Consider the following 22,336-nt stretch of genomic DNA (forward strand, 5'->3'; position numbering starts at 1 on the left):
CGATTGGGCGATTGCGTGCCGTCGCGTCAGCCGACGAGCCGTCCGCGCCGCACGCGCAGCCCCTTTTTCGCCAGCGCCGGCGCGAGGCCGCCGATCGCGCCGATCGTGCCGAGCGTACTGCCGCTGTGCGCATGGCAGATCGCCATTCCGAGCGCGTCGGCCGCGTCGCTGCCGGGCTGGCCGGTGAGGTTGAGCAGCCGCGTGACCATCTCCTGCATCTGCGACTTGGTCGCGCGCCCGTAGCCGACGACGGCCTGCTTCAGTTGCAGCGCGGTGTATTCGGCGACCGGCAGGCCGCCGGAGACGAGTCCGCAGATCGCGGCGCCGCGCGCCTGGCCGAGCAGCAGCGTCGACTGCGGGTTCACGTTGACGAACACCTGTTCGATCGCGGCCTGGTCGGGCGCGTGTTCGCGCACGAGCGTCGATACGCCCTGGAAGATCGTGCCGAGCCGCGTGGCCAGATCGGCCGTCGGCGTGCGGATCACGCCGCTTGCGACATAGGCGAGCCGGTGGCCGCTGACGTCGATGACGCCGAAGCCGGTGACGCGCAGGCCGGGGTCGATGCCGAGAATTCGCATGAGTGAGGAGAAAAACCAGATGCAGCGATACTACAACGAATGGTGCACGGCGCCGGCCGCATTGTCGCGTGCGCCGGCGGCGCGCAATAAAAAACCCGGCGGGTGCGATGCCGCCGGGTTTGCGTGCGGCGGCCGCGCGGGCCGCGTGCGATCAGTGACGGAAGTGACGCACGCCCGTCAGGATCATCGCGATGCCGTGCTCGTCGGCTGCCGCGATCACTTCGTCGTCGCGCATCGAGCCGCCCGGCTGGATCACGCAGGTCGCGCCTGCCGCCACGACGACGTCGAGGCCATCGCGGAACGGGAAGAACGCATCCGACGCGACGGCCGAGCCGGCAAGAGTGAGGCCCGCGTTCTGCGCCTTGATGCTCGCGATGCGCGCGGAATCGACGCGGCTCATCTGGCCTGCGCCGACGCCGAGCGTCATGCCGTTGCCGCAGAACACGATCGCGTTCGACTTCACGTACTTCGCGACGCGCCATGCGAACAGCAGGTCGTCCATTTCCTTCGCGCTCGGCTGACGCTTCGTGACGACGCGCAGCTCGCTCGGCTGCACGTTCTTCGAATCGAGCGACTGCACGAGCAGGCCGCCGCCCACGCGCTTCAGGTCGAAGGCGTTATGGCCGTCGCCCAACGCGATCTCGAGCAGACGCACGTTCTGCTTCGCGGCGAACACCTGCTTCGCGGCGTCCGAGAACGACGGCGCGATCAGCACTTCGACGAACTGCTTCGCCACCGCCTGCGCGGCCGCCTCGTCGACTTCGCGGTTGAACGCGATGATGCCGCCGAACGCCGACGTCGGGTCGGTCTGGAATGCCTTCGCGTATGCGTCGGCCGAATCGTGGCCGACCGCGACGCCGCACGGGTTCGCATGCTTGATGATCACGCAGGCCGGCACGTCGAACGTCTTCACGCATTCCCACGCCGCGTCCGAATCCGCGATGTTGTTGTACGACAGCTCCTTGCCCTGCAGCTGGCGGTAGTTCGCCAGTGCGCCGGCCGGCGCCGCGAGGTCGCGGTAGAACGCGGCGCTCTGGTGCGGGTTCTCGCCGTAGCGCAGGTCCTGCACCTTGTCGAACGCCATGTTCAGCGTCGCCGGGTACGCGCTGCGCGACGCGTGCTGCAGCTCGTCGGTCAGGCTCGTCAGGTAGTTCGTGATCGCGCCGTCGTACTGCGCGGTGTGCGCGAACACCTTCGTCGCGAGGCGGAAGTTGGTCGCGTAGCCGATCGCGTTGCCGTTCGCCTTCATTTCGTCGAGCACGACCGCGTAGTCGGCCGGATCGACGACGACCGTCACGTCGCGGTGGTTCTTCGCGGCCGAGCGCAGCATCGTCGGGCCGCCGATGTCGATGTTCTCGATCGCGTCGGCGAGCGTGCAGTCGTCCTTCGCGATTGTCGCGACGAACGGATACAGGTTCACGACCAGCAGGTCGATCGTCGGGATGTCGTGCTGCTCCAGCGCCTGCATGTGCTCGGGCAGGTCGCGGCGGGCGAGGATGCCGCCGTGCACCTTCGGGTGGAGCGTTTTCACGCGCCCATCGAGCATTTCCGGAAAGCCCGTGTAATCAGCCACTTCGGTAACGGGCAGGCCCGCGTCGGCGAGGAGTTTCGCGGTGCCGCCGGTCGACAGCAGCTTGACGCCGAGGTCGGACAGCGACTTCGCGAAGTCGACGATGCCGGTCTTGTCGGAAACGGAAATGAGCGCTTGCTTGATCATGATGGAACCACCAATAGCCAGGGAAACGGGGACGGGACGGCCGGCCTACAGCAGGCCGTGCTGCTGCAGCTTCTTGCGCAGCGTATTGCGATTGATGCCGAGGTACTCCGCGGCGAGCGACTGGTTGCCGCCGGCCTGTACGAGCACGACCTCGAGCATCGGCTTTTCGACGCAGGACATCACCATTTCATAGACGTCGTGCGGATTGGAGCCGTCTAGATCCCGGAAATACACGTCCAGGCTCTCACGGACACATTGTTCGATGTTGTGCTTGCTCATGCTGCTAACTGGTTATGGTCGTCCGACTCGCGCTGGCCGTTTTCCTCTTCGTCATCGACGTAGACGAGGTGGTCCGACAGCGCCTTTTGCGCCTCGAAGAATGCATTGACGGCGGCGAGCTGCTCGCGGGTGGAATCGAGCGTGTTCATCCTGTGCCGGAACCCGTTGGCACCGGAAAGGCCGCGAGTGTACCAGCCGATGTGCTTGCGCGCAGTACGGACTCCCGTGAATTCACCGTAGAACGCGTAGTGGTCTTCCAGGTGTTCGTTCATCACGTGCTGGATCTCGTCGATCCGCGGCGGGGGCAGCAGCTCGCCGGTTTGCAGGAAATGATCGATTTCACGGAACAGCCACGGCCGGCCTTGCGCGGCGCGACCGATCATCAGCGCGTCGGCGCCGGTTGCGTCGAGCACGGCCTTCGCTTTCGCCGGCGACGTGATGTCGCCGTTCGCGACGACCGGGATGCGCACGGCCGCCTTCACGGCCGCGATGGTGTCGTATTCCGCGTCGCCGCGGTAGAGGTCCGCGCGCGTGCGGCCGTGCACGGTCAGCATCGAGATGCCGGCCGCTTCGGCGAGGCGCGCGACCGTGATCGCGTTCTTGTGCTCGCGATCCCAGCCGGTGCGGATCTTCAGCGTGACGGGCACCGCATCCGGCCCCGTGCCGACCGCCGCGACCACGGCCTCGACGATCCGCTGCACGAGCGGCTCGTTCTGCAGCAGCGCGGAGCCGGCCGCGACGTTGCAGACCTTCTTCGCCGGGCAGCCCATGTTGATGTCGATGATCTGCGCGCCGTTGTCGACGTTGTAGCGGGCCGCTTCGGCCATCATCGCGGGATCGGCGCCGGCGATCTGCACCGCGATCGGCTCGACTTCGCCTTCGTGGTTCGCCCGCCGCATCGTTTTCGCGCTTTTCCACAGCTGCGCATTGGACGCGACCATCTCGGACACCGCGTATCCGGCCCCCAGCCGCTTGCACAGCTGGCGGAACGGACGATCCGTCACGCCGGCCATCGGCGCGACGAACAGGTTGTTACGCAAAACGTGAGAGCCGATAACGGGCATCGCAATGGCACCGCCCGCGAGCGCCGGGCGTCGCGGGCAAAAAAGGCGGAGGGAAAACGCGCATTTTACCGTATTCCCATGGCCCGCCGATTTGACCCGGTTTGCGTGATCCGGCTGCGCGCAACCGACGTGCGCAACTCAAGCGCGATGCGCCGCGCGTCAGTTGCGCTGGCCGAACATCATCTGGCGCGCGATCGCCTTCTTCAGCGGCGGCACGAATTCGAGCGCGGTGAGCGCCGCGCCGCGCAGCAGCGGAAGCGGGCCGGCCTCGACCGTGAACAGGCGCGCGAGCGTGTCGGTCGCGCCGATCGTGAAGCGCCGGTCGAGCGCGCGCCGCGCGTTGAAGGTCGCGAGTGCGGTTGCCTCGAAGCCTTGCGTGGACAGCGAGTCGACGAGCGTGTGCGCATCGCGCAGCCCGAGGTTGAGGCCCTGGCCGGCGACCGGATGCAGCGTTTGTGCGGCATTGCCGACGATCGCGATGCGTCCGTTGACGAGCGTCTGCGCCGCGTTCAGCCCGAGCGGGAACGATGCGCGCCCGGCGATCGCGACGAATTGACCCATGCGTTCGCCGAACGCGGCGCCGAGTTCGCGCAGGAACTCGGCGTCGGGAAGGGCGGCGCGGCGGGCTGCTTCGTCGGGCATGCAGCACCACACGAGCGAATAGTCGGCGCCGCCAAGCGGCAGCAGCGCGAGCGGGCCTTCGTGCGTGAAGCGTTCCCACGCGACGTTCGGGCGCGGCGCCGAGACGGTGACCGTGCCGACGATCGCGGTCTGACCGTAGTCCCGGCGATGCTTGCCGGTCTCGGCCTGCTGTTCGTGGAACAGCCCGCCTTCCGCGTTGATGACGATGCGCGCGCGCAGCGTGCGTTCGCCTTGCGGGCCGTCGAGCGTCAGCGTGACGCCGTCGGCGTCCTGTTGCGGCGCGCGGGCGGTGGTCGAAGTAAGCCAGTCGACGCGCGTGCCGCGTACCGCCTGCGCGAGCGCCTGCACGATCGAGCCGTAGCGCACCACGTAGCCGAGCGCGGCGAGGTCGTGCTCGTCCCGGTCGATCAGCGTGCGGCCGAAGTGGCCACGCTGCGACACGTGGATGTGTTCGATCGGCGTCGCGTCGGCCGGCCACGCCAGCGTGTCGAGCAGCACGCGGCTGCCGTGCGACACGGCGATCGCGCGCGGATCGTTCGCGCTCGCGGCCGGCTCGCGCGCGTCGATCAGCGCGATCGACGCGTGCTGCGTCGCGCTGCGTCGTGCGAGCCAGCCGGCGAGCGCGAGCCCGACGGGGCCCGCGCCGACGATGGCAAGGTCGTAGTCCGGCGTGGCCGGGGAGGAAGCGGTCGTCATCAGTGTTCGTGAAACGGGGTAACGGTCAACGGCGGGTCGGCGAGATCGATGGCAGCCTGCGGCACGCTCAGGCGGCGTGCGCCGCGCCCGCGCGCATCAGCGCCTCGATCTCGGCGGCCGCCACCGGCACGTCGCGCGTGATCAGCTCGCAACCGTGCTCGCGCACGATCGCGTCGTCTTCGATGCGGATGCCGATGTTCCAGTATTCGGACGGCACGTCGTCGGCGGCCCGCACGTACAGGCCCGGCTCGACGGTGAGCGTCATGCCGGGTTTCAGCGTGCGCCACGGCAGCGCGCCGTTGGCGTCGCGCTCGGCGGGCCGTTCGCGGTAGTCGCCGCAATCGTGCACGTCCATGCCGATCCAGTGGCCGGTGCGGTGCATGTAGAAGCGTGCGTACGCGCGCTCGGCGATCACGTCGTCGACGCTCGCGAAACGGGTCTTCGGGATGATGCCGGTATCGAGCAGCCCCTGCGCGAGCACGCGCACGGCTGCATCGTGCGGCGCCTCGAACGGCACGCCCGCGCGCGTCGCGTCGATCGCGGCCTGCTGCGCGGCGAGCACGATGTCGTACAGCGTGCGCTGCGCGGGCGAGAAGCGCCCGTTGGCCGGGAACGTGCGCGTGATGTCCGACGCGTAGCCGTCGAGTTCGCACGCGGCATCGATCAGGATCAGGTCGCCGTCCTGCGCGGCCGCGTTGCCGGCCGGGTAGTGCAGCACGCACGCATTCGCGCCGGCCGCGACGATCGAGCCGTACGCGGGCGCCTGCGCGCCGTGCTTGCGGAACGTATAGAGCAGCTCGGCCTCGAGTTCGTATTCGCGGATTCCGGGGCGGCACACCTGCATCGCGCGGCGATGCGCGAGCGCGGAGATATGCGCGGCGCGCATCATGATCGCGAGCTCGTGCTCGTCCTTCATGAGCCGCATGTCGTCGAGCAGCGGCGTGAGGTCGAGCATCGCGTCCGGCGCGGCGACACCCGCGCGCGCCTGCGCGCGCACCGCATCGATCCAGCCGGCGAGCTGGCGGTCGAACTCGGCCGATGCGCCGAACCGGTAGTGCACGGTGCCCGCATCGGCGAGCAGCCGCGGCATTTCGGTGTCGATCACGTCGACCGCGTAGGCCGTGTCGAAACCGAACGCATCGCGCGCGGCCTCGGGCCCGTAATGGAAACCTTCCCAGATCTCGCGGTCGGCGTTCTTCGCGCGGCAGAACAGGATCGATTCCGGCGCGCCGTGCCTGGCCGCGTTCAGCACGAGCACGGCGTCCGGCTCGGTGAAGCCCGTCAGGTAGTGGAAGTAGCTGTCATGCCGGTACGGAAAGGCCGTATCGCGGTTGCGCAGCATTTCCGGCGCGGTGGGGACGATGGCGACGCCGCCGCCCGCGGCGCGCAGTGCGGCAAGCACGCGTTCACGGCGCTGGCGGTAGACGTCGACGGCGATGGCGGTATCGAGGGGCGCATTCATTCGTGCGATTGTAGCGCCGCCGGGCGCGGCGCGTGAGGGCAGTGGCCGCAAGCCACGCCGGACGGGGCTCGGCGACGGCTGTTGCAAACCATCCACAGGCCGGACGGGCGATTTTCTACCCGGCCGCGCCGGCCGGTTATGATCGACGACAACGTATACTCTCGGCGGTTCCCTTAAAAAGGCAGATGATGAAATTAATCGGTTCGCTCAGCAGCCCGTTCGTCCGCAAGGCGCGGATCGTGCTTGCTGAAAAGAAGATCGACTACAAGCTGGAGCTCGAGAACGTGTGGGCGCCGGAGACGAACATTCATGCATCGAATCCGCTCGGCAAGGTCCCGTGTCTCGTGATGGAAGATGGTGCCGCGGTGTTCGATTCCCGCGTGATCTGCGAATACGTCGATACGCTGTCGCCGGTCGGCAAGCTGATTCCGCCGTCGGGGCGCGAGCGTGTCGAAGTGCGTTGCTGGGAAGCGCTGGGCGATGGCGTGCTCGACGCGGCCGTTGCGATCCGTCTCGAACACACGCTGCGTGAAGAAGCCCAGCGCAGCGCGAGCTGGATCGCGCGCCAGCAGCGCAAGATCGACGACGGCCTCGTCGCGATGTCGCAGGGCCTCGGCGGCAAGACGTGGTGCGTCGGTAATCATTACACGCTCGCCGACATCGCACTCGGCTGCGCGCTTGGCTACCTCGACTTCCGGATGCCCGAACTCAACTGGCGCGAGCGCCATCCGAACCTCGACAAGTATTTCGCGAAGCTGTCGCAGCGGCAGACGTTCGCCGACACGCTGCCGCCAGCCTGACCCGCTGCCGGCGGGCAGATCGAGCAGACAAAAGAAAAGCGCCCCGCGGGGTGCTTTTCTCTTTGGCGGATCGCCCGGGCGACGGGCGAGCGCAGGTCTTACGCGTCAGTCGATCGACGCGTAAACGGTTTCGCCGAGCACGAACGAATCGCTGCGCGCGATCGGCCACCACTTGTCGTACAGCGAATAGCCGCAGGTCTGGCCGTCGAGCAGCGCGCCGGGCTTCAGGTACTTCAGCAGCTGCGACATCAGCCGGACCTCGTGCGGCGCGACGCGCTGCACGATGTGATGCGCGCGCAACTCGGACGGATGGCCGAGGCCGGCCGCCTGCACGAGCTCCTGCAGCGCATGCAGCGTATTGCGGTGGAAGTTGTACACGCGCTCGGCCTTGTCCGGCACGACGAGGGCGCGCTGGCGCACCGGGTCCTGCGTGGCGACGCCGGTCGGGCAGCGGTCGGTGTGGCAATGCTGCGCCTGGATGCAGCCGACCGCGAACATGAAGCCGCGTGCCGAGTTCACCCAGTCCGCGCCGATCGCGAGCGTGCGCGCGATGTCGAACGCGGTGATGATCTTGCCGCTCGCGCCGATCTTCACGCGATCGCGCACGCCGATCCCGACGAGCGTGTTGTGCACCAGCAGCAGCCCTTCCTGCAGCGGCACGCCGACATGGTCGGTGAATTCGAGCGGCGCGGCGCCGGTGCCGCCTTCCGCGCCGTCGACGACGATGAAGTCGGGCACGATGCCCGTCTCGACCATCGCCTTCGCGATCCCGAAGAACTCCCACGGATGGCCGATGCACAGCTTGAAGCCGGTCGGCTTGCCGCCCGACAGCGTGCGCAGCCGCTCGACGAATTCGAGCAGCCCGCGCGGCGTCGAGAATTCCGAGTGCGTCGCGGGCGAGATGCAGTCCTTGCCCATCGGCACGCCGCGCGTCTCGGCGATCTCGGGCGTGATCTTCGCGGCCGGCAGCACGCCGCCGTGGCCGGGCTTCGCGCCTTGCGACAGCTTGATCTCGATCATCTTGACCTGCGGATCGGCGGCCTGCTTCGCGAATTTGTCCGGGTTGAACGTGCCGTCGTCGCTGCGGCAGCCGAAGTAGCCGGACGCGATTTCCCAGATGATGTCGCCGCCGTTCTCGCGGTGGTACTTCGACAGCGAGCCTTCACCGGTGTCGTGCGCGAAACCGCCTTTCTTCGCGCCGAGGTTCAGCGAGCGGATCGCGTTCGCGGACAGCGAGCCGAAGCTCATCGCCGAGATGTTGAAGATCGAGATGTCGTAGGGTTGCGCGCGGTTTGCGCCGACCCGGATGCGGAAGTCGTGGTTCGGCAGCTTCGTCGGCGCGAGCGAGTGGCTGATCCATTCGTGCGCGACGGCCTTCACGTTCAGTTCGGTGCCGTACGGGCGGTTGTCGGCGACATTCTTCGCGCGCTGGTAGACGAGGCTGCGCTGCGCGCGCGAGAACGGTTTCTCGTCGGTGTCGTCCTCGACGAAATACTGGCGGATCTCGGGGCGGATGAACTCGAACAGGAAGCGGAAATGGCCCCACAGCGGGTAATTCCGCAGGATCGCGTGACGGTCCTGTTTCAGGTCGTACAGGCCGAGTGCGACGAGGGCGACGGGGATGATGATCCACAGCCAGGAAAGCACGTGGATCGACGCGAGGGCGGCCGCTGCGACGAGCAACAGCACGGCGCACCACATCGCGAGGTAGCGTCTGGAAAGCATGGGGACTCCGTAAGAGAATGCCGCCATGCGTACGCTGCGCGGCGGCGCACCGGCCGCGGCGGAATCGTGTTCCGCCGGGCGCGGCGTGCCGCAAGTCTAAACCGAATGGATGTCAGCGTGCTTCGGCCAGCGCGCCGGTGTGGCCCGCCGCCGGTGCCGGCGCCGTCTGGCCGGGTTGGCCGGTGGCCGCGAACTCGATGATGCCGCCGCCCAGGCAGATCTCGCCGTCGTACAGCACGGCCGACTGGCCGGGCGTCACCGCCCATTGCGCGTCGTCGAATGCGAGCGAGAAGCGTTCGCCGTCGGCGCGGCCGAGCGCGGCCCGACCGAACGTGCACGCGGCGTCGGCCTGCCGGTAGCGTGTCTTCGCGCCGCACGAGAAGACGTCGGCCGGCGGCTCGCCCGCGACCCAGCTCACGTTGCCGGCGACGAGCTGACGCGACAGCAGCCATGGATGGTCGTGGCCCTGCACGACGTACAGCGAGTTCGACGCGATGTCCTTCGCGGCGACGAACCACGGCTCGCCGCTGCCGTCCTTGCTGCCGCCGAGGCCGATGCCCTTGCGCTGGCCGAACGTGTAGAACGCGAGGCCGATGTGCTCGCCGATCACCTTGCCGTCCGGCGTCTTCATCGGGCCCGGTTTCGTCGGAAGATAGCGGTTCAGGAAGTCGCGGAACGGCCGTTCGCCGATGAAGCAGATGCCCGTCGAGTCCTTCTTCTTCGCGTTCGGCAGGCCGATCTGCGCGGCGATCTCGCGCACCTTCGTCTTCGGAATCTCGCCGAGCGGGAACATCGTCTTCGACAGTTGCGCCTGGTTCAGCCGATGCAGGAAGTACGACTGGTCTTTCGTATGATCGAACGCCTTCAGCAGTTCGAAGCGTCCGTCGCGCTCGCGCACGCGCGCGTAGTGGCCGGTCGCGATCATTTCGGCGTCGAGCGACATCGCGTGATCGAGGAACGCCTTGAACTTGATCTCGGCGTTGCACAGCACGTCCGGGTTCGGCGTGCGGCCGGCCGAGTATTCGCGCAGGAATTCGGCGAACACGCGGTCCTTGTACTCGGCCGCGAAGTTCACCGCTTCCACGTCGATGCCGATCAGGTCGGCGACCGACACGACGTCGATCCAGTCCTGGCGCGTCGAGCAGTATTCGCCGTCGTCGTCGTCTTCCCAGTTCTTCATGAACAGGCCGACCACGTCGTACCCTTGTTCCTTCAGCAGCCACGCGGTCACCGACGAATCGACGCCGCCCGACATGCCCACTACTACACGGCGCTTGGTCATTTGCTTACCGCCTGGCGGTCGAATGCGTCCGGACGCGGCGCGACCGAATGCGTATGCAGGAAATCGAGCGGAATGCGCCGCCCGGCGAGATAGTCGTCGACGCAGCGCATCACCGCCGGCGAGCGGTGGCGCTCGCTGCACGCGCGCAGTTCGTCGGCGCTCATCCACAGCGTGCGGACGATGCCGTCGTCGAGCACGTGGCCCGGCAGCGGCTCGCCGGCCGTGCCGCAGAACGTGAAGCGCAGATAGGTCGCGCCGGCGGTGCCGGGGCGGTCGTAGTGCGCGAGATAGACGCCGACGAGCGCGTCGGGCACGAACGGATGCGCGGTTTCCTCGAGCGTCTCGCGGATCACGGCGTCGGCGAGCGTCTCGCCGGCTTCGAGATGGCCGGCCGGCTGGTTGATGCGCAGGCCCGTGGAGGTTTCTTCCTCGATCACGAGAAAGCGACCGGCGCGCTCGACGAGCGCTGCAACGGTCACATGCGGGGTCCAGATTTCGGGTTTCATGGTTCGGCATTTTACCGGTTGCGCCCGGACGCTGCCGGCCCCCATCGTTGGACGGATCCGACCCTGGTCATTTGTGTCGTCGCTACGGGCGGCCGATTTGCCGTGGCGCGGATCGGCGGCGCGGCCACGATCAGCGAACGGCCCGGGCGGCAGGGCGGACCCGAGCCGCCGAATCACGCCCCCATTTTTCACGGCGCGACGATCGCCGCGACACAGCCGGCGATCGTATCCCGCACGCGCACGATCGCCGGGTCGCGCTGCGTGCTCGTGCGCCAGCCGATCTCCACCGGGTAGCGTGGCAGCTCGACCGGGCACGCGAGTGCGCGCAGCGACGTCGACTGCGCGATCGCGCGTGCCGCGTGCGCCGGAATCGTCGCCACCGCGGCGGAGCCGGCGAGCAGGTACGGCAGCGCCGCGAAGTGCGTGGTCGACGCCACGACGCGCCGCTTGTGGTCGAGCGCGGCCAGCGCCTCGTCGACGATCCCGATCACGCCGCCCGACGACACGAGCAGGTGATCGCGCTGCAGGAACTCGGCAAGCGCGAGCGTGCGCGGCGCTCGCGCGCGGCCGGCCGGATCGATCAGGCACGCGTAGCCGCCCGTGGCGACCGCGCGCCGGCTGAGGCCGTTGGCCGAGAACCCGCCCGACGCGATCGCGAGATCGACGCCGTGCCGCAGCAGCGCGTCGCCCGCGATGCCGCTGTGCGTCTGCCGGAAGATCAGCCGGATGCCCGCGGCTTCCCGCGCGATGGCGTCGATCAGCGCGCGGCCGAGCGCGATCTCGAAGTCGTCCGACAAGCCGATCGAGATCGTGCGGCCGACCCGCTCGCCGCCGTCGGCCGCGATCGCGAGGCTTTCGCGGCAGCGGTCGAGCGCATCGGACAGGATCGGCTTGAGTTCGTCCGCGCGCGGCGTCGGCGCGAGCCCGCGGCCGGTGCGCACGAACAGTGGATCGGCGTAGATCACGCGCAGCCGCGCGAGCGCCGCGCTGACCGCCGACTGCGTGAGGCCGAGCCGCAGCGCCGCGCGGCTCGCGCCGCCTTCCTCGTACAGCGCCTCGAACACCTTCAGCAGGTTCAGGTCGAGCCCGGCGATATCATCCGCATTCATGTCAGTTATCGTTGTATCGATTTGATCGATGAAATGATATCGATAAAGATGGCGTCACCTCATTCACCCGGAGACGCCTTCATGTCCACCTCAGTCATCGCCGCGCTGCAGATCGGCGCCTCGCCCGCCGGCACGCGCGCCACGCTCGACACGATCCTCGGCTACGAAACCGCGATCCGCGACAGCGGCGCGTCGCTCGTCGTGCTGCCCGAGGCCGTGCTCGGCGGCTATCCGAAAGGCGAGAGTTTCGGCACGCGGCTCGGCTACCGGTTGCCCGAAGGCCGCGACGCGTATGCGCGCTACGCGGCGCAGGCGATCGACGTGCCGGGGCCCGAAACCGACGAACTGGCCGCGCTGTCGCAGCGCACGGGGGCGAGCCTCGTGGTCGGCGTGATCGAGCGCGGCGGCAGCACGCTGTACTGCACCGCGCTGTTCTTCGACCCGCGCGACGGGCTCGTCGCGAAGCACCGCAAGCTGATGCCGACCGGCACCGAGCGGCTGATCTGGGGGCAGGGCGACGGCTCGACGCTTCCCGTGGTCGACACGGCCGCGGGCCGCGCGGGCGCCGCGATCTGCTGGGAGAACCACATGCCGCTGCTGCGCTGCGCGATGTATGCGAAAGGCGTGCAGATCTGGTGCGCGCCGACCGTCGACGAGCGCGACCTGTGGCAAAGCTCGATGCGGCACATCGCGCACGAGGGGCGCTGCTTCGTCGTCAGCGCTTGCCAGGTGCAGCCGTCGCCGCGCGCGCTCGGCATCGACGTGCCGGGCTGGGATCCCGAGCGGCCGCTGATCCGCGGCGGCAGCGTGATCGTCGGGCCGCTCGGCGACCTGCTGACGGAGCCGCTGATCGGCGAGGCCGGCCTCGTGACCGCGCGCATCGATACCGACGAACTCGTGCGTGCGCGCTACGACTTCGACGTGGTCGGGCACTATGCGCGCGCCGACGTGTTTTCGCTGCACGTCGACGAGCGGCTGAAGCGGCCGGTTGTGTTCGAGGGCTGACGGGCGTTGCCGGGGCGCCGACGTCCCGGCGCTCGAAGGGCGGCTGGGCCGGCGGCGCGGCATCCGGCCTGCTGCTGCCGCGCGCGTCAGCGCGTCAGCGCATCGGCGCTTCCGCGATCCGCATGTAGTCGGCGATCCGCCGGCCTTCCATGTCCGGAAACTGCTCGTGCACGGTGATGTCGCCCATCCGCGCGATGTCGAAGGTGCGGAAGTCGCCGCGCAGTTCGCACCACGCGCCGATCGTCCAGCGTCCGCCCCAGTAGACGAGCCCGAGCGGCCACACGCGGCGCCGCGTGTGCGCGCCGAGCCGGTCGCGGTAGTCGAAGCTGACGATGTGGTGCGTGTCGACCGCCTGATGGATCGCGTCGACCTTCGCGCAGAACGTCTCGTCGATGTGGAACGACGGCGCGAACACCGGCAGGCGGTCGAGCGCCGTGCGCTTGTCGGCCGGCATCGCCGATGCGATCTTCGCGAGCGCCGAGCGTGCGCCACCCGCGAAGCGGGCGCCGCCCCAGGTCTCGAGCATCCGCGCGCCGACCGCGAGCGCCGCGAGCTCCTCGGCCGTGAACGTGAGCGGCGGCAGGCTCGCGTTGCGGTTCAGCCGGTAGCCGATGCCGGCTTCGCCTTCGATCGGCACCCCTGACAATTGCAGGTCGCGCACGTCGCGATAGACCGTGCGCGGCGACACCGACAGCCAGTCGGCGAGCTGCTGCGCGGTCGTGAGACGCCGCCCGCGCAACAGCTCGGCGATCTGGAACAGACGGTCGGCACGGCGCGTCATGGGTGCACCTCGACTCCAACGGCGACGGGAATTTCGCGATGATAGCGCCGCGCCGGCAGGATCGCGGACGCGCTCAGTGGCATTTCGGCGCGTGCAGGCCGACGCGGTTGCCTTCGGTATCGATCAGGTAGCCGATGTAGCCGTAGTTGTTCGGCAGCTCGATGACCGAGCCCTGCACGACGCCGCCCGCGCGTTTCGCACGTTCGAGCGCCGCGACGACCGACTCGCCGGCGTTCAGATACACGAGCACGCCGTTCGCGCTCGGCTTCATCTGCTGCGGATCGAACACGATGCTGCCGCCCGTGCTCGACGCTTCGTGATCGAACATGGCCATCGGCACGCCGCCGATGACTTCGCGCTGCAGCGTCGTTTGCAGCACGGTTTCGTAGAAACGGATCGCCCGGTCGAAATCGAGGGACGGGATGTCGAACCACGCGATCGCACGTTCGAGGGTGGCGGTTGCGGTTGCAGTTGCGGACGTCATGACGAGTTCCTTGTGTTGTTCGGGTTGTTGATGGAAACCAGCCTTGCATTGCGCCGGGATTGCAGTGTGATGGGGGGCTGCTGACAGCGTGCTGTCAGTAGTCGTGGTGGTGCTGACGAAAGGTCGATTCGGCAGCTTCGCCGGCGTCCCGGCCGGGCGGCACCGTATGGGACGGGCGGATCGAAGGGCGGCGGGCGCGGCCCGGCGGCATGCCTCCGCGCCCCGCAACGAAAAACGCCCGGCGGATGCCGGGCGTCGTCAGGGTGTCAGCACGCGGCCGCAGCGGCCGCTTCGCGTGTCAGGCGTCGCCTTCCGGCGCGGCCGGGCGTGCCTTCACGCTGCCGGCGATCAGGTCGAAGCGGAACAGCCGGCATTCGAGCGCGCCGTTGAACAGCGGCGTCTTCGCCGATTCGCGCAGCCGCAGCATGCCCGGCAGCGACCGGTCCGACGTCAGCAGGAACGCCTGCCAGCCGGTGAAGCGCTGCTTGAGCGCATCGCCGAGCGCGTTGAAGAACTCGCTGTCCGGCGCGTCGGTGTGGGTGCGGCGGAATGCGTCGTCGTTGTCGCGGTTGCGGCCCGTCTCGCGTACCTCGCCGCGCGCGCTGCGCCCGCGCACCTCGATCCGCTCGCCGTACGGCGGGTTCGCGAGGATGATGCCCGGGCCGTCGCACGGCGGCGTCATGCCGCGCGCGTCGACCTGCTTGAGCCACACCGACGGCACGCCCGCGCGCTCGAGGTTCGCGCGCGCCTTCTCGAGCATGTCGCCGGAGATGTCGCTGCCGTACACGCCGAGCGCCTCGCGCTTGCCGCGCGCCGCGCGCTTCGCGTCGAGCGCCGGGACCTTCAGGCCCTGCCATGCGGTGATGTCGTACTGCTTGAGCTTTTCGAAGCCGAAGCGGCGCTCGACGCCCGGCGCGACGCCGAGCGCGATCTGCGCGGCTTCCGCGAGGAACGTGCCGCTGCCGCACATCGGGTCGTACAGCGGGGTGCCGGGCGTCCAGCCCGTCAGGCGCAGGATGCCGGCCGCGAGGTTCTCGCGCAGCGGCGCCGCGCCCTTGTCGAGACGCCAGCCGCGCTTGAACAGCGGCTCGCCCGACGTATCGAGGTACAGCGTGCACTCGGTGGCCGTCAGGAACGCGAACACGCGCACGTCCGGCGCGCCGGTGTCGATGCTCGGCCGCGAGCCGGTCTTCTCGCGCATCCGGTCGCAGATCGCGTCCTTCACGCGCAGCGTCGCGAATTCGAGGCTCTTCAGCGGCGACTTGATCGCGGTGATGTCGACGCGCAGCGTCTGCGTCGACGCGAACCAGCGTTCCCACGGCTGCTCGAGCGCGAGCGCGTAGACGTCCTGTTCGGTGCGGTACGGGCGGTGCGCGATCTTCAGCAGGATCCGGCTCGCAATTCGCGAATGGAGGTTCGCGGCCATGCCGGCGGCCCAGCCGCCGCGGAAATGAACGCCGCCCGGCACCTGCGCGCCCGCAGTGAACGGCGCGCCGTCCAGATGGCGGCCGGCGATTTCGGCCAGCTCGGCGGCAAGCACCGCTTCGAGGCCGCGCGGGCAGGGAGCGAAGAATTCGTACAGGGTGGGCGAGGACATAAGACGGGTGAGGGCGTGCAAAAGTCCACCATTGTACGCGGCGCGGGCGGCCGCGGCCGGTGTTGCGTCCGATTCGGGACGCCGGCGCGCGCGCGCCGCCCGCGCCCGCGGACCGGGCAGCCTGCGCGGCGGCGCCCTGGCGGGGCGCCGCGCTACCGTCGCGCGGTCAGTGCGAGTCCGGCTGGCCGGCCCGCACGGCCGGAGCGCCGGCCGGCCAGAACAGCGCGGACGGCTTCGACAGCACCGTGCGGACGATCGCGCCGACCAGCGCGCGCACCTTGGCGCGGCGCAGGCTGCGCGAGCGCACGGCCATCGTGAACGCGAGCGCGAAGCTCACGAGCACGTTGAGGATCGCCATGCTCAGCACGCCGGCGCAGGCCCACCACAGCTCCGGCGTACTCAGCGCGTCCTTGCCGAGCACGCCGAGCGCGATCCCGATCGAGCCGGCCGACAGCGTCACGTGCCGCACCTCGAACGGGAACAGGAACACGGTGACGATCGCCGGCACCAGGCCGAGCATCAGGCCGAGGCCGACGTTCGCGACCACGCCCGCGACGTTCGACCGGCAGAAATGCGCGAGCTTCGCGGCGCCCGAGGCGCCGAGCGTGAGCCGCAGCCGGCGGTTGTACGTGAGCGCGTCGCCGACCCGGTGCAGCACGAACCAGTTGTCGGCCCAGCCCGCGAGCAGGCTCGACGACCACAGCAGCACGCCCGTGAGCGCGGCATAGAACGGCGTCGGGCCCAGCAGCGAGAACGAATGCAGCGTGGCGTGCGCCTTTTCCGGCGAGATCAGGTTGCCGTGCAGCAGGTGGCTCGCGAACAGCTGCACGAGCAGGCACACGGGCAGCACGACGAGCACGTTGCCGGAGATCGCCGCCGCCTGCGTGCGGATCAGCGCGATCACCGACGCGACGAACGCCTTCACGCCTTCGTCGTGACCGGTTTCGTCGAGCTCGCGCGCGAGCGTCGGCGCGGTCATCGCGGGCTGCTTGGTCGCGAGCGTGAAGTGCAGGAAGTGCATCAGCATGAAGCTCGCCGCGTAGTTGATGCCCGCGAGCAGCCCTTCGAGCATCGACTGGAGATGCGCGCCGGTGATCGCGAACTTCACGCACACGGTCACGACGGTGACGAGGCCGCCGCCCGCGGCCATCCGCAGCATCTTCAGGTATTCGGCGCGGCCGCGCGAGATGTAGTGCTCACCCGTGTCCGCGTTGGTCTCGACCAGCTTGCGCGCGAACAGCGAGAAGTTGCTGCGCACGAGGTGCGACACGCTCTGGCTGTTCTGGTTCGCGTCGACGAGCTCGGCCGTCAGGCGCGCCATGCCGCGCAGGTCGTCGCGCGCCATCCACGCGTTGAGCAGCGTTTCGGCGCGCAGGATGCGCATGCGCATCCGCTCGACCTGGAACACGATGTCGACCGACACGCCGTTGCGGTACAGGTGCGAGAACACGTCGTCGACCGCGGTCCGGCATTCGTCGAGCAGCACGCGCAGGTAGTTCACCTCGTGCAGCAGCTTGCTCGGATCGCCGCCGTCCTCGACGGCCGCGTGCGCCGTCTCGACCGCGAGCATCGCGCGCGTGAGGCGGTAGAACGGCTGCGTTTCGAGCGGCTTGCGCGCGTCGTCGTCGGACAGGCGGCTGCGCACCGTCTGCGACAGGCCGGTCGAGCTGATCTGGCAGGTCAGGTTGTGCAGCGCGGCCAGCAGGTCGCGCGAGAACGAGCCGGGCTCATGGCGTTCTTCGTCGGTGACGTCGTACGAATTCAGGTCGGCGAGGCGGGCGAGCAGGTCGTCGGGCAGCGCGTCGATCCATTGCGCGTCTTCCGGCGCCGGGAACATCAGCGTGAACAGCGCGCTCAGCTCGCGGCGGTTCGGCGCGGGCGGGATCAGCGACGAGTCGATCCGCTCGAACAGCGCGCCGAAGAAGCCGGAGTGCACCGGCATCCCCGCGTCGCACAGCAGCGAGATGCCGTCGCATTCGCGCAGGATCCCGCGCAGGATGCGCGCCGCGTGCGATTTCCACACGGGATTGCGGTCGAGCACGTGGAACAGGTAGCGCAGCCGCGCGTGTGCCGGATACGTGCGCGTGTCGGCGTCGTGCGCGGCCGTCGCGTCCGGCGCGGGTTGCACCGCGCCGGTGCGGCGCAGCCAGTGCGCGAGCTCGATCAGCCATTCGCTGCGCTCGGCGTACGACGCGTCCGCGTCGGCATGCGCGAGCAGCGCGTCGAGCTGGTGGCCCGTACTGCGCGACGCGCGCCACTTCTTGATCAGGGTCGTCAGGGAACGAAACATAAACGGAATAGCGAAAGCCCTGGACGGGCGGGTTCGGGGTGCCGGCCGGGAACACGGCACGGCGCCGGGGGAACGGTAAGGCTGGTCAGGTGGCCGGAAATACGCGGCGACCCGCGATGCGGCTGCCCCGATGCGGTGCACGCGGTTCGCGCGCGGGCGCCCGGGAGACGCGGCGACCGCACCGGACAGGGGCGGATCGCCGCCGGCTGGCGCGCACGACAGGCGGCGCGAGCCGGAAAGTGCGTAGGATCGTCAATCGGGCGCGAAAACGCAAGCCGACCGAATGGCATGGCGCCGGTTCCGGCGGATTTTGACAAACAGTGCAAAGCGGCCGTCCGGCCGAGGGATGGCGCGCGCGGGCGGCTGCTCGGGGATGGCGGCGGGGAGGCGTGCGCGGCGGCGCGCACGCGGATCGCCGCCGACGGGCGCTATCGGGCGGCGCGTGCCGAATCCGGTCGCAGGTGCGAATCCACCGGACGCCGGCCCGCGCGCCGCACGCTTACGCGCCGGACTTCCCGTTCGCGCCCGCGTCGCCGCCTGGCGTCGGATTGGCCGGGCAGGGCAGCACGGGCGCGGCGGCCGTTGCCTTGGCCGACGCGCTCCGCGTGGCCGGCGCCGTCGCCGTCGCATCGCGCTGCGCGGCCATCGCGCGCACGCCGGCCGCTGCCTGCGACGCAATCACGTCGAGCGCGCGCCGGTGGCCGGCGACGAGCGCGTCGTAGCCATCGCCGACCGGTTCCGCGACGCTCGTGCGGCACGTCATCACCGCCTGCGTGCCGAGCGCGCGCACGCTCCACACCGCATCGATCGCTGCCCGCTTGCCGGGCCACGAATCGAAGCGCTGCAGGTTCACGCTGATCCGATAGACGGGCACGCCGACCGGGTACGCCGAATTCACGACGTCGATCGTGTCGAGCTGCGTGGCGAGATCGTCGGACAGCGCGCGGCGGATCTCGTCGGCGGGCGGCGCGGCCCAGCGCTCCTGTTCGAGCACGTCGACCTGCGCGCCATTCTTCTGCACGACGAGCTGATTCTTCGCGACCTGTTCGGGCACGCCGACGGACGGCACCTCGATCAGGAACGGCGGGTTGGCCGGCGCGGTGCGCACGGTGGCCGTGGCGCCGGCCGGGCTCAGCGTGTAGAACCGCGCGGGCGGCGAGCTGCACGCGGCGAGCGCGAGCACGGCGACAGCCGCCGCCGCGCCGCTCGCGAAACCGTTCACGCGTGTCGTCATTGTTGATCTCCTGGCTTGCCCTTGAGCAGCGATTCGGGGTGGCGCTCCAGATAGTCGGCGAGCGCGTTCAGGGATTGCAGCGTGCGCGTGAGCTCCTTCAGCGCGCCGCGCACGTCGGACTGCAGCGGCGAATCCTGCTGCAGCGTGGCCTGGGCGGTCGAGAAGGTCTGTTGCGCGGCCGACAGCGTGTCGCGCGCTTGCGGCGCGATCTGCGTGTCGAGCTGCTTGAACAGCTTGTCGGCGTTCGACAGCGCGCTGTTCAGGTTCGCGCCGATCTGGTCGAACGGCACCTTGTCGAGCTTCTTCGCGATGTCGGCGACCTGCAGCTGCAGCTCGTCGAGCGTGTTCGGCACCGTCGGAAGCTCGAGCGGCTGGCGGGTGGTATCGATCTTCGCGGGCGGCGCCTTCGGGAAGAAGTCGAGCGCGACGTACAGCTGGCTCGTCAGCAGGTTGCCGGTGCGCAGCTGGCCGCGCAGCCCGTGCTTGACGAGGCGCTCGACGATGTCGCGGCGGGCCGGTTCGCCCTGGCTCTCGATCGTTTCGCGGAACCGCCGGCCAAGCCGCTCCGGATACACGTTCATCGTGACCGGCATCAGGAAGTTCTTGGTCTTCGGATCGTAGTCGATGCCGATGTTCGTCACTTCGCCGAGCACGATGCCGCGGAAGTCGACCGGCGCGCCCACGGCGAGCCCGCGCAGCGACTGGTTGAAGTTCATCACGACCTGCAGCGGCTGGCCGTCCGGATCGCGCATCGCGTCGCCCTCGTCGGAGCCGAGGCGGAAGGTCGTGTTGTTCGGCGCGGTCGCGCCCGTGCCTTGGTTCGGCGGCGTCTGGAACGCGATGCCGCCGAGGATCACCGTCGCGAGCGACTGCGTGTTCAGCTTCAGGCCGCTCGAATCGAGCCGCAGGTCGACGCCGCTCGCCTGCCACCAGCGCGAGTTCACGCCGACGTACTGGTCGTACGGTGCATTGACGAACACGTTGAAGGTGACGCCGGTGCCGTCCTTGTCGAGGGAAAAGCCGACCACCTGTCCGACCTGCACGCGGCGGTAGTAGACGGGCGAGCCGATGTCGACGGAGCCGAGCGAATCGCCGCGCAGCACGTACTGCGTGCCCTTCTGGTCGCCGGTCACGGCCGGCGGGGATTCGAGCCCGGTGAAGTCGGTCTGCGTATCTTGCCCGTGACCGCCGTCGACGCCGATGTACGCGCCCGACAGCAGCGTGCCGAGCCCCGACACGCCGGTCGCGCCGACGCGTGGACGCACGATCCAGAAGCGCGAGCCCTTGACCGCGAAGTCCTCGGCTTCCTTCTTCAATTGCACCTGGACGAGCACGCGCGACAGGTCTTTCGACAGCTTGATCGTCTTGACCATGCCGATCTCGACGTCCTTGTACTTGACCTGCGTCTTGCCCGGCTCGAGGCCTTCCGCGCTGTGGAAGCTGATCGAGATTTCCGGGCCGCGTTCGCGCACGGACTTGACGACGAGGCCGATGCCGATCAGCGCGGCGATCAGCGGCACGAGCCAGACGAGCGACGGCAGCCAGCCGCTTTTCGTCGAGATCGACGGGTCGGGCGGCCGGGACGCGTCGTGCTGCGGGCCTTGCGGACTATTCATGGTGTTTCCCTGAGGTTTCGACTGGATCCCAGATCAGACGGGGATCGAACTGCATCGACGCGAGCATCGTCAGGATCACGACCGAGCCGAACGCGAGTGCGCCGGGGCCGGCCGTGATGACGGCGAGCGAACGGAAATGGACGAGCGCGACGGTCAGCGTCACGACGAAGATGTCGAGCATCGACCAGCGGCCGATGCGCTCGACGATCCGGTACAGCAGCGTGCGCTGCAGCGGTCGCCATGTGGTGCGGCGCTGCGAACTGATCACGAGGATCAGCAGCACGCCGAGCTTGAGCATCGGCACGAGAATGCTGGCGACGAACACGACGACGGCGAGCGGCCAGTCGCCCGACGTCCAGAAATAGATGACGCCGCTCATGATCGTGTCTTCCTGCGAGCCGACGATCGATGACGTGCGCATGATCGGCAGCAGGTTCGCCGGGATATAGAGGATCGCGGCCGCGAGCAGCAGCGCCCAGGTGCGCATGATGCTGTCCGGCGTACGGAAATGGAGCCTGCTGCCGCAGCGCGCGCAACGCGCATGCGGATGATCGATCGTCTGCACGAGCCCGCATGCGTGACAGCTGGCATAGCCCTCGCGGGCCGCGTTCGGCGTCGTCATCGGCGGGGGTCTTGCGGCGGCGCGGCGCCGTCGGGCTGCCCGGGCGCGCGGCCGGCGCGCAGGTCGTCGGCGATGTCCCACAGCGTGCGCGGATCGAACATCAGCACGACGGCCGTCATCAGCGTCAGCGCGCCGAACGCGAACAGCGCGGCGTCGGGCACGACGCGCGCGAGGCTCACCATCTTCACGATCGTCACGACGATGCCGAGCATGAGTACCTCGATCATCCCCCACGGCCGCACGAGCTGGATCGTGCGCAGCACCAGGTTGAGGCCGGGCGGCACGACGCCGCGGCGGATCGGCAGCAGCACGTAAAGCAGCGCGGCCATCTCGACGAGCGGAAACAGCACGGTCGAGCAGAACACCATGACGCCGACGACTTCCATACCCTGGTGCCACAGCGACTCGATCGCGCCGAGCAAGGTGGTTTGCACGCGCGTGCCGTTCAGGTCCATCTCGAGGATCGGGAAGGTTTGCGCGATGATGAACGTGACCAGGGCCGCGACCGCGAGCGCGCTGATGCGCTCGATCTGCGTGGTGCTGTTGCGGTAGAGCAGCGCGTCGCAGCGCGGGCAGCGCGCGATTTCGCGACCGCTCAGGCGCGGTTTATGCAACAGTGCGTCGCATTCGTGGCAGGCAATCAGGTCGTATCGTTGCATGGAGGAGGCGGTTGCGTGACGGCGGAAACGTGTGCCGACGGGGCCGGAAGCCGCGCCAATCTTACCAAAACGGCCTTTTCGGCGCGTCAACGTTCCGTTATCGGGTGACCGATCGGTAACATGGCATCAACATGGCGGCCGGCTGGCGCGCCTGTCCTCAGAGTCCGCGCAGCACAAAAGGTTGCGGT

At 69.0% G+C, this 22,336-nt stretch carries 20 protein-coding genes; 2 read left to right on the plus strand and 18 right to left on the minus strand.

Going from position 1 to position 22,336, the window contains the following annotated elements; translation table 11 throughout:
- Window positions 1–26: 26 nt before the first annotated feature.
- The 6 genes from ruvC to ABIC50_RS00720 form a co-directional block, all read right to left on the minus strand.
- On the minus strand, window positions 27–578 hold the full coding sequence (ruvC, locus tag ABIC50_RS00695) for a crossover junction endodeoxyribonuclease RuvC (protein WP_006751896.1): 552 nt from the start codon (window positions 576–578) through the stop codon (window positions 27–29).
- A gap of 151 nt (window positions 579–729) precedes the next feature.
- Window positions 730–2,295, minus strand: a complete 1,566-nt coding sequence (gene purH, locus ABIC50_RS00700) for a bifunctional phosphoribosylaminoimidazolecarboxamide formyltransferase/IMP cyclohydrolase (RefSeq protein ID WP_175739083.1) — start codon at window positions 2,293–2,295, stop codon at window positions 730–732.
- A gap of 45 nt (window positions 2,296–2,340) precedes the next feature.
- Window positions 2,341–2,574 carry a Fis family transcriptional regulator gene (locus ABIC50_RS00705; protein ID WP_006476892.1) on the minus strand — a complete coding sequence of 78 codons (234 nt, stop codon included), beginning with the start codon at window positions 2,572–2,574 and terminating at the stop codon, window positions 2,341–2,343.
- Complete coding sequence (gene dusB / locus ABIC50_RS00710; RefSeq protein ID WP_012363107.1) at window positions 2,571–3,638, minus strand: tRNA dihydrouridine synthase DusB; 1,068 nt, start codon at window positions 3,636–3,638, stop codon at window positions 2,571–2,573. Before dusB ends, ABIC50_RS00705 begins: the two co-directional genes overlap by 4 nt.
- Before the next feature lie 159 nt (window positions 3,639–3,797).
- Complete coding sequence (locus ABIC50_RS00715; protein WP_354161043.1) at window positions 3,798–4,976, minus strand: UbiH/UbiF/VisC/COQ6 family ubiquinone biosynthesis hydroxylase; 1,179 nt, start codon at window positions 4,974–4,976, stop codon at window positions 3,798–3,800.
- 67 nt (window positions 4,977–5,043) lie between these two features.
- Window positions 5,044–6,438 (minus strand): aminopeptidase P N-terminal domain-containing protein, encoded by a 1,395-nt coding sequence (locus ABIC50_RS00720; protein ID WP_354161046.1) that lies wholly within the window; start codon window positions 6,436–6,438, stop codon window positions 5,044–5,046.
- Window positions 6,439–6,623: 185 nt separating this feature from the next.
- Between ABIC50_RS00720 and ABIC50_RS00725 the strand changes: the two genes are divergently transcribed.
- Entirely contained in the window at window positions 6,624–7,238 is a 615-nt protein-coding gene (locus ABIC50_RS00725; RefSeq protein WP_011655988.1) for a glutathione S-transferase family protein, read from the plus strand.
- 105 nt (window positions 7,239–7,343) lie between these two features.
- Here the strand turns inward: ABIC50_RS00725 and ABIC50_RS00730 are convergent, their stop codons facing one another.
- The 4 genes from ABIC50_RS00730 to ABIC50_RS00745 all read right to left on the minus strand — a co-directional run bounded on the left by ABIC50_RS00730 (window position 7,344) and on the right by ABIC50_RS00745 (window position 11,860).
- Window positions 7,344–8,963: an FMN-binding glutamate synthase family protein gene (locus tag ABIC50_RS00730; protein WP_354161049.1), complete on the minus strand. Its 1,620-nt coding sequence runs from the start codon at window positions 8,961–8,963 to the stop codon at window positions 7,344–7,346.
- A 112-nt stretch (window positions 8,964–9,075) separates the two neighbouring features.
- The gene (mnmA, locus tag ABIC50_RS00735) at window positions 9,076–10,245 is read right to left on the minus strand and encodes a tRNA 2-thiouridine(34) synthase MnmA (RefSeq protein WP_354161052.1); all 1,170 of its coding nucleotides are present in this window, start codon (window positions 10,243–10,245) and stop codon (window positions 9,076–9,078) included.
- Window positions 10,242–10,751, minus strand: coding sequence for an NUDIX hydrolase (locus ABIC50_RS00740; protein WP_006751904.1), 510 nt, complete (start codon window positions 10,749–10,751; stop codon window positions 10,242–10,244). Before ABIC50_RS00740 ends, mnmA begins: the two co-directional genes overlap by 4 nt.
- A 188-nt stretch (window positions 10,752–10,939) precedes the next feature.
- On the minus strand, window positions 10,940–11,860 hold the full coding sequence (locus ABIC50_RS00745; RefSeq protein WP_354161055.1) for a LysR family transcriptional regulator: 921 nt from the start codon (window positions 11,858–11,860) through the stop codon (window positions 10,940–10,942).
- A gap of 81 nt (window positions 11,861–11,941) precedes the next feature.
- Between ABIC50_RS00745 and ABIC50_RS00750 the strand changes: the two genes are divergently transcribed.
- Window positions 11,942–12,865 carry a carbon-nitrogen hydrolase family protein gene (locus tag ABIC50_RS00750; RefSeq protein ID WP_354161058.1) on the plus strand — a complete coding sequence of 308 codons (924 nt, stop codon included), beginning with the start codon at window positions 11,942–11,944 and terminating at the stop codon, window positions 12,863–12,865.
- A 94-nt stretch (window positions 12,866–12,959) separates the two neighbouring features.
- On the opposite strand, the gene ABIC50_RS00755 is transcribed toward ABIC50_RS00750, so the two are convergent.
- The 8 genes from ABIC50_RS00755 to ABIC50_RS00790 all read right to left on the minus strand — a co-directional run bounded on the left by ABIC50_RS00755 (window position 12,960) and on the right by ABIC50_RS00790 (window position 22,148).
- Window positions 12,960–13,646: a helix-turn-helix transcriptional regulator gene (locus tag ABIC50_RS00755; RefSeq protein WP_006751907.1), complete on the minus strand. Its 687-nt coding sequence runs from the start codon at window positions 13,644–13,646 to the stop codon at window positions 12,960–12,962.
- A 73-nt stretch (window positions 13,647–13,719) separates the two neighbouring features.
- Window positions 13,720–14,130, minus strand: coding sequence for a VOC family protein (locus ABIC50_RS00760; RefSeq protein ID WP_166724774.1), 411 nt, complete (start codon window positions 14,128–14,130; stop codon window positions 13,720–13,722).
- A 298-nt stretch (window positions 14,131–14,428) separates the two neighbouring features.
- Window positions 14,429–15,727 carry a THUMP domain-containing class I SAM-dependent RNA methyltransferase gene (locus tag ABIC50_RS00765; protein WP_212072993.1) on the minus strand — a complete coding sequence of 433 codons (1,299 nt, stop codon included), beginning with the start codon at window positions 15,725–15,727 and terminating at the stop codon, window positions 14,429–14,431.
- 166 nt (window positions 15,728–15,893) lie between these two features.
- Window positions 15,894–18,017, minus strand: coding sequence for a site-specific recombinase (locus tag ABIC50_RS00770; protein ID WP_175674856.1), 2,124 nt, complete (start codon window positions 18,015–18,017; stop codon window positions 15,894–15,896).
- A gap of 499 nt (window positions 18,018–18,516) precedes the next feature.
- Window positions 18,517–19,251 (minus strand): PqiC family protein, encoded by a 735-nt coding sequence (locus ABIC50_RS00775; protein ID WP_354161061.1) that lies wholly within the window; start codon window positions 19,249–19,251, stop codon window positions 18,517–18,519.
- Window positions 19,248–20,867 carry a PqiB family protein gene (locus tag ABIC50_RS00780; RefSeq protein WP_011655999.1) on the minus strand — a complete coding sequence of 540 codons (1,620 nt, stop codon included), beginning with the start codon at window positions 20,865–20,867 and terminating at the stop codon, window positions 19,248–19,250. Before ABIC50_RS00780 ends, ABIC50_RS00775 begins: the two co-directional genes overlap by 4 nt.
- Window positions 20,860–21,489, minus strand: a complete 630-nt coding sequence (locus tag ABIC50_RS00785; RefSeq protein ID WP_012363120.1) for a paraquat-inducible protein A — start codon at window positions 21,487–21,489, stop codon at window positions 20,860–20,862. The genes ABIC50_RS00780 and ABIC50_RS00785 overlap by 8 nt, the downstream gene beginning before the upstream one ends.
- Entirely contained in the window at window positions 21,486–22,148 is a 663-nt protein-coding gene (locus tag ABIC50_RS00790; RefSeq protein WP_175661495.1) for a paraquat-inducible protein A, read from the minus strand. The genes ABIC50_RS00785 and ABIC50_RS00790 overlap by 4 nt, the downstream gene beginning before the upstream one ends.
- Between the last annotated feature and the right edge of the window lie 188 nt (window positions 22,149–22,336).

The organism is Burkholderia sp. 567 (assembly GCF_040545115.1).
Taxonomy (GTDB): Bacteria; Pseudomonadota; Gammaproteobacteria; order Burkholderiales; family Burkholderiaceae; genus Burkholderia; species Burkholderia ambifaria.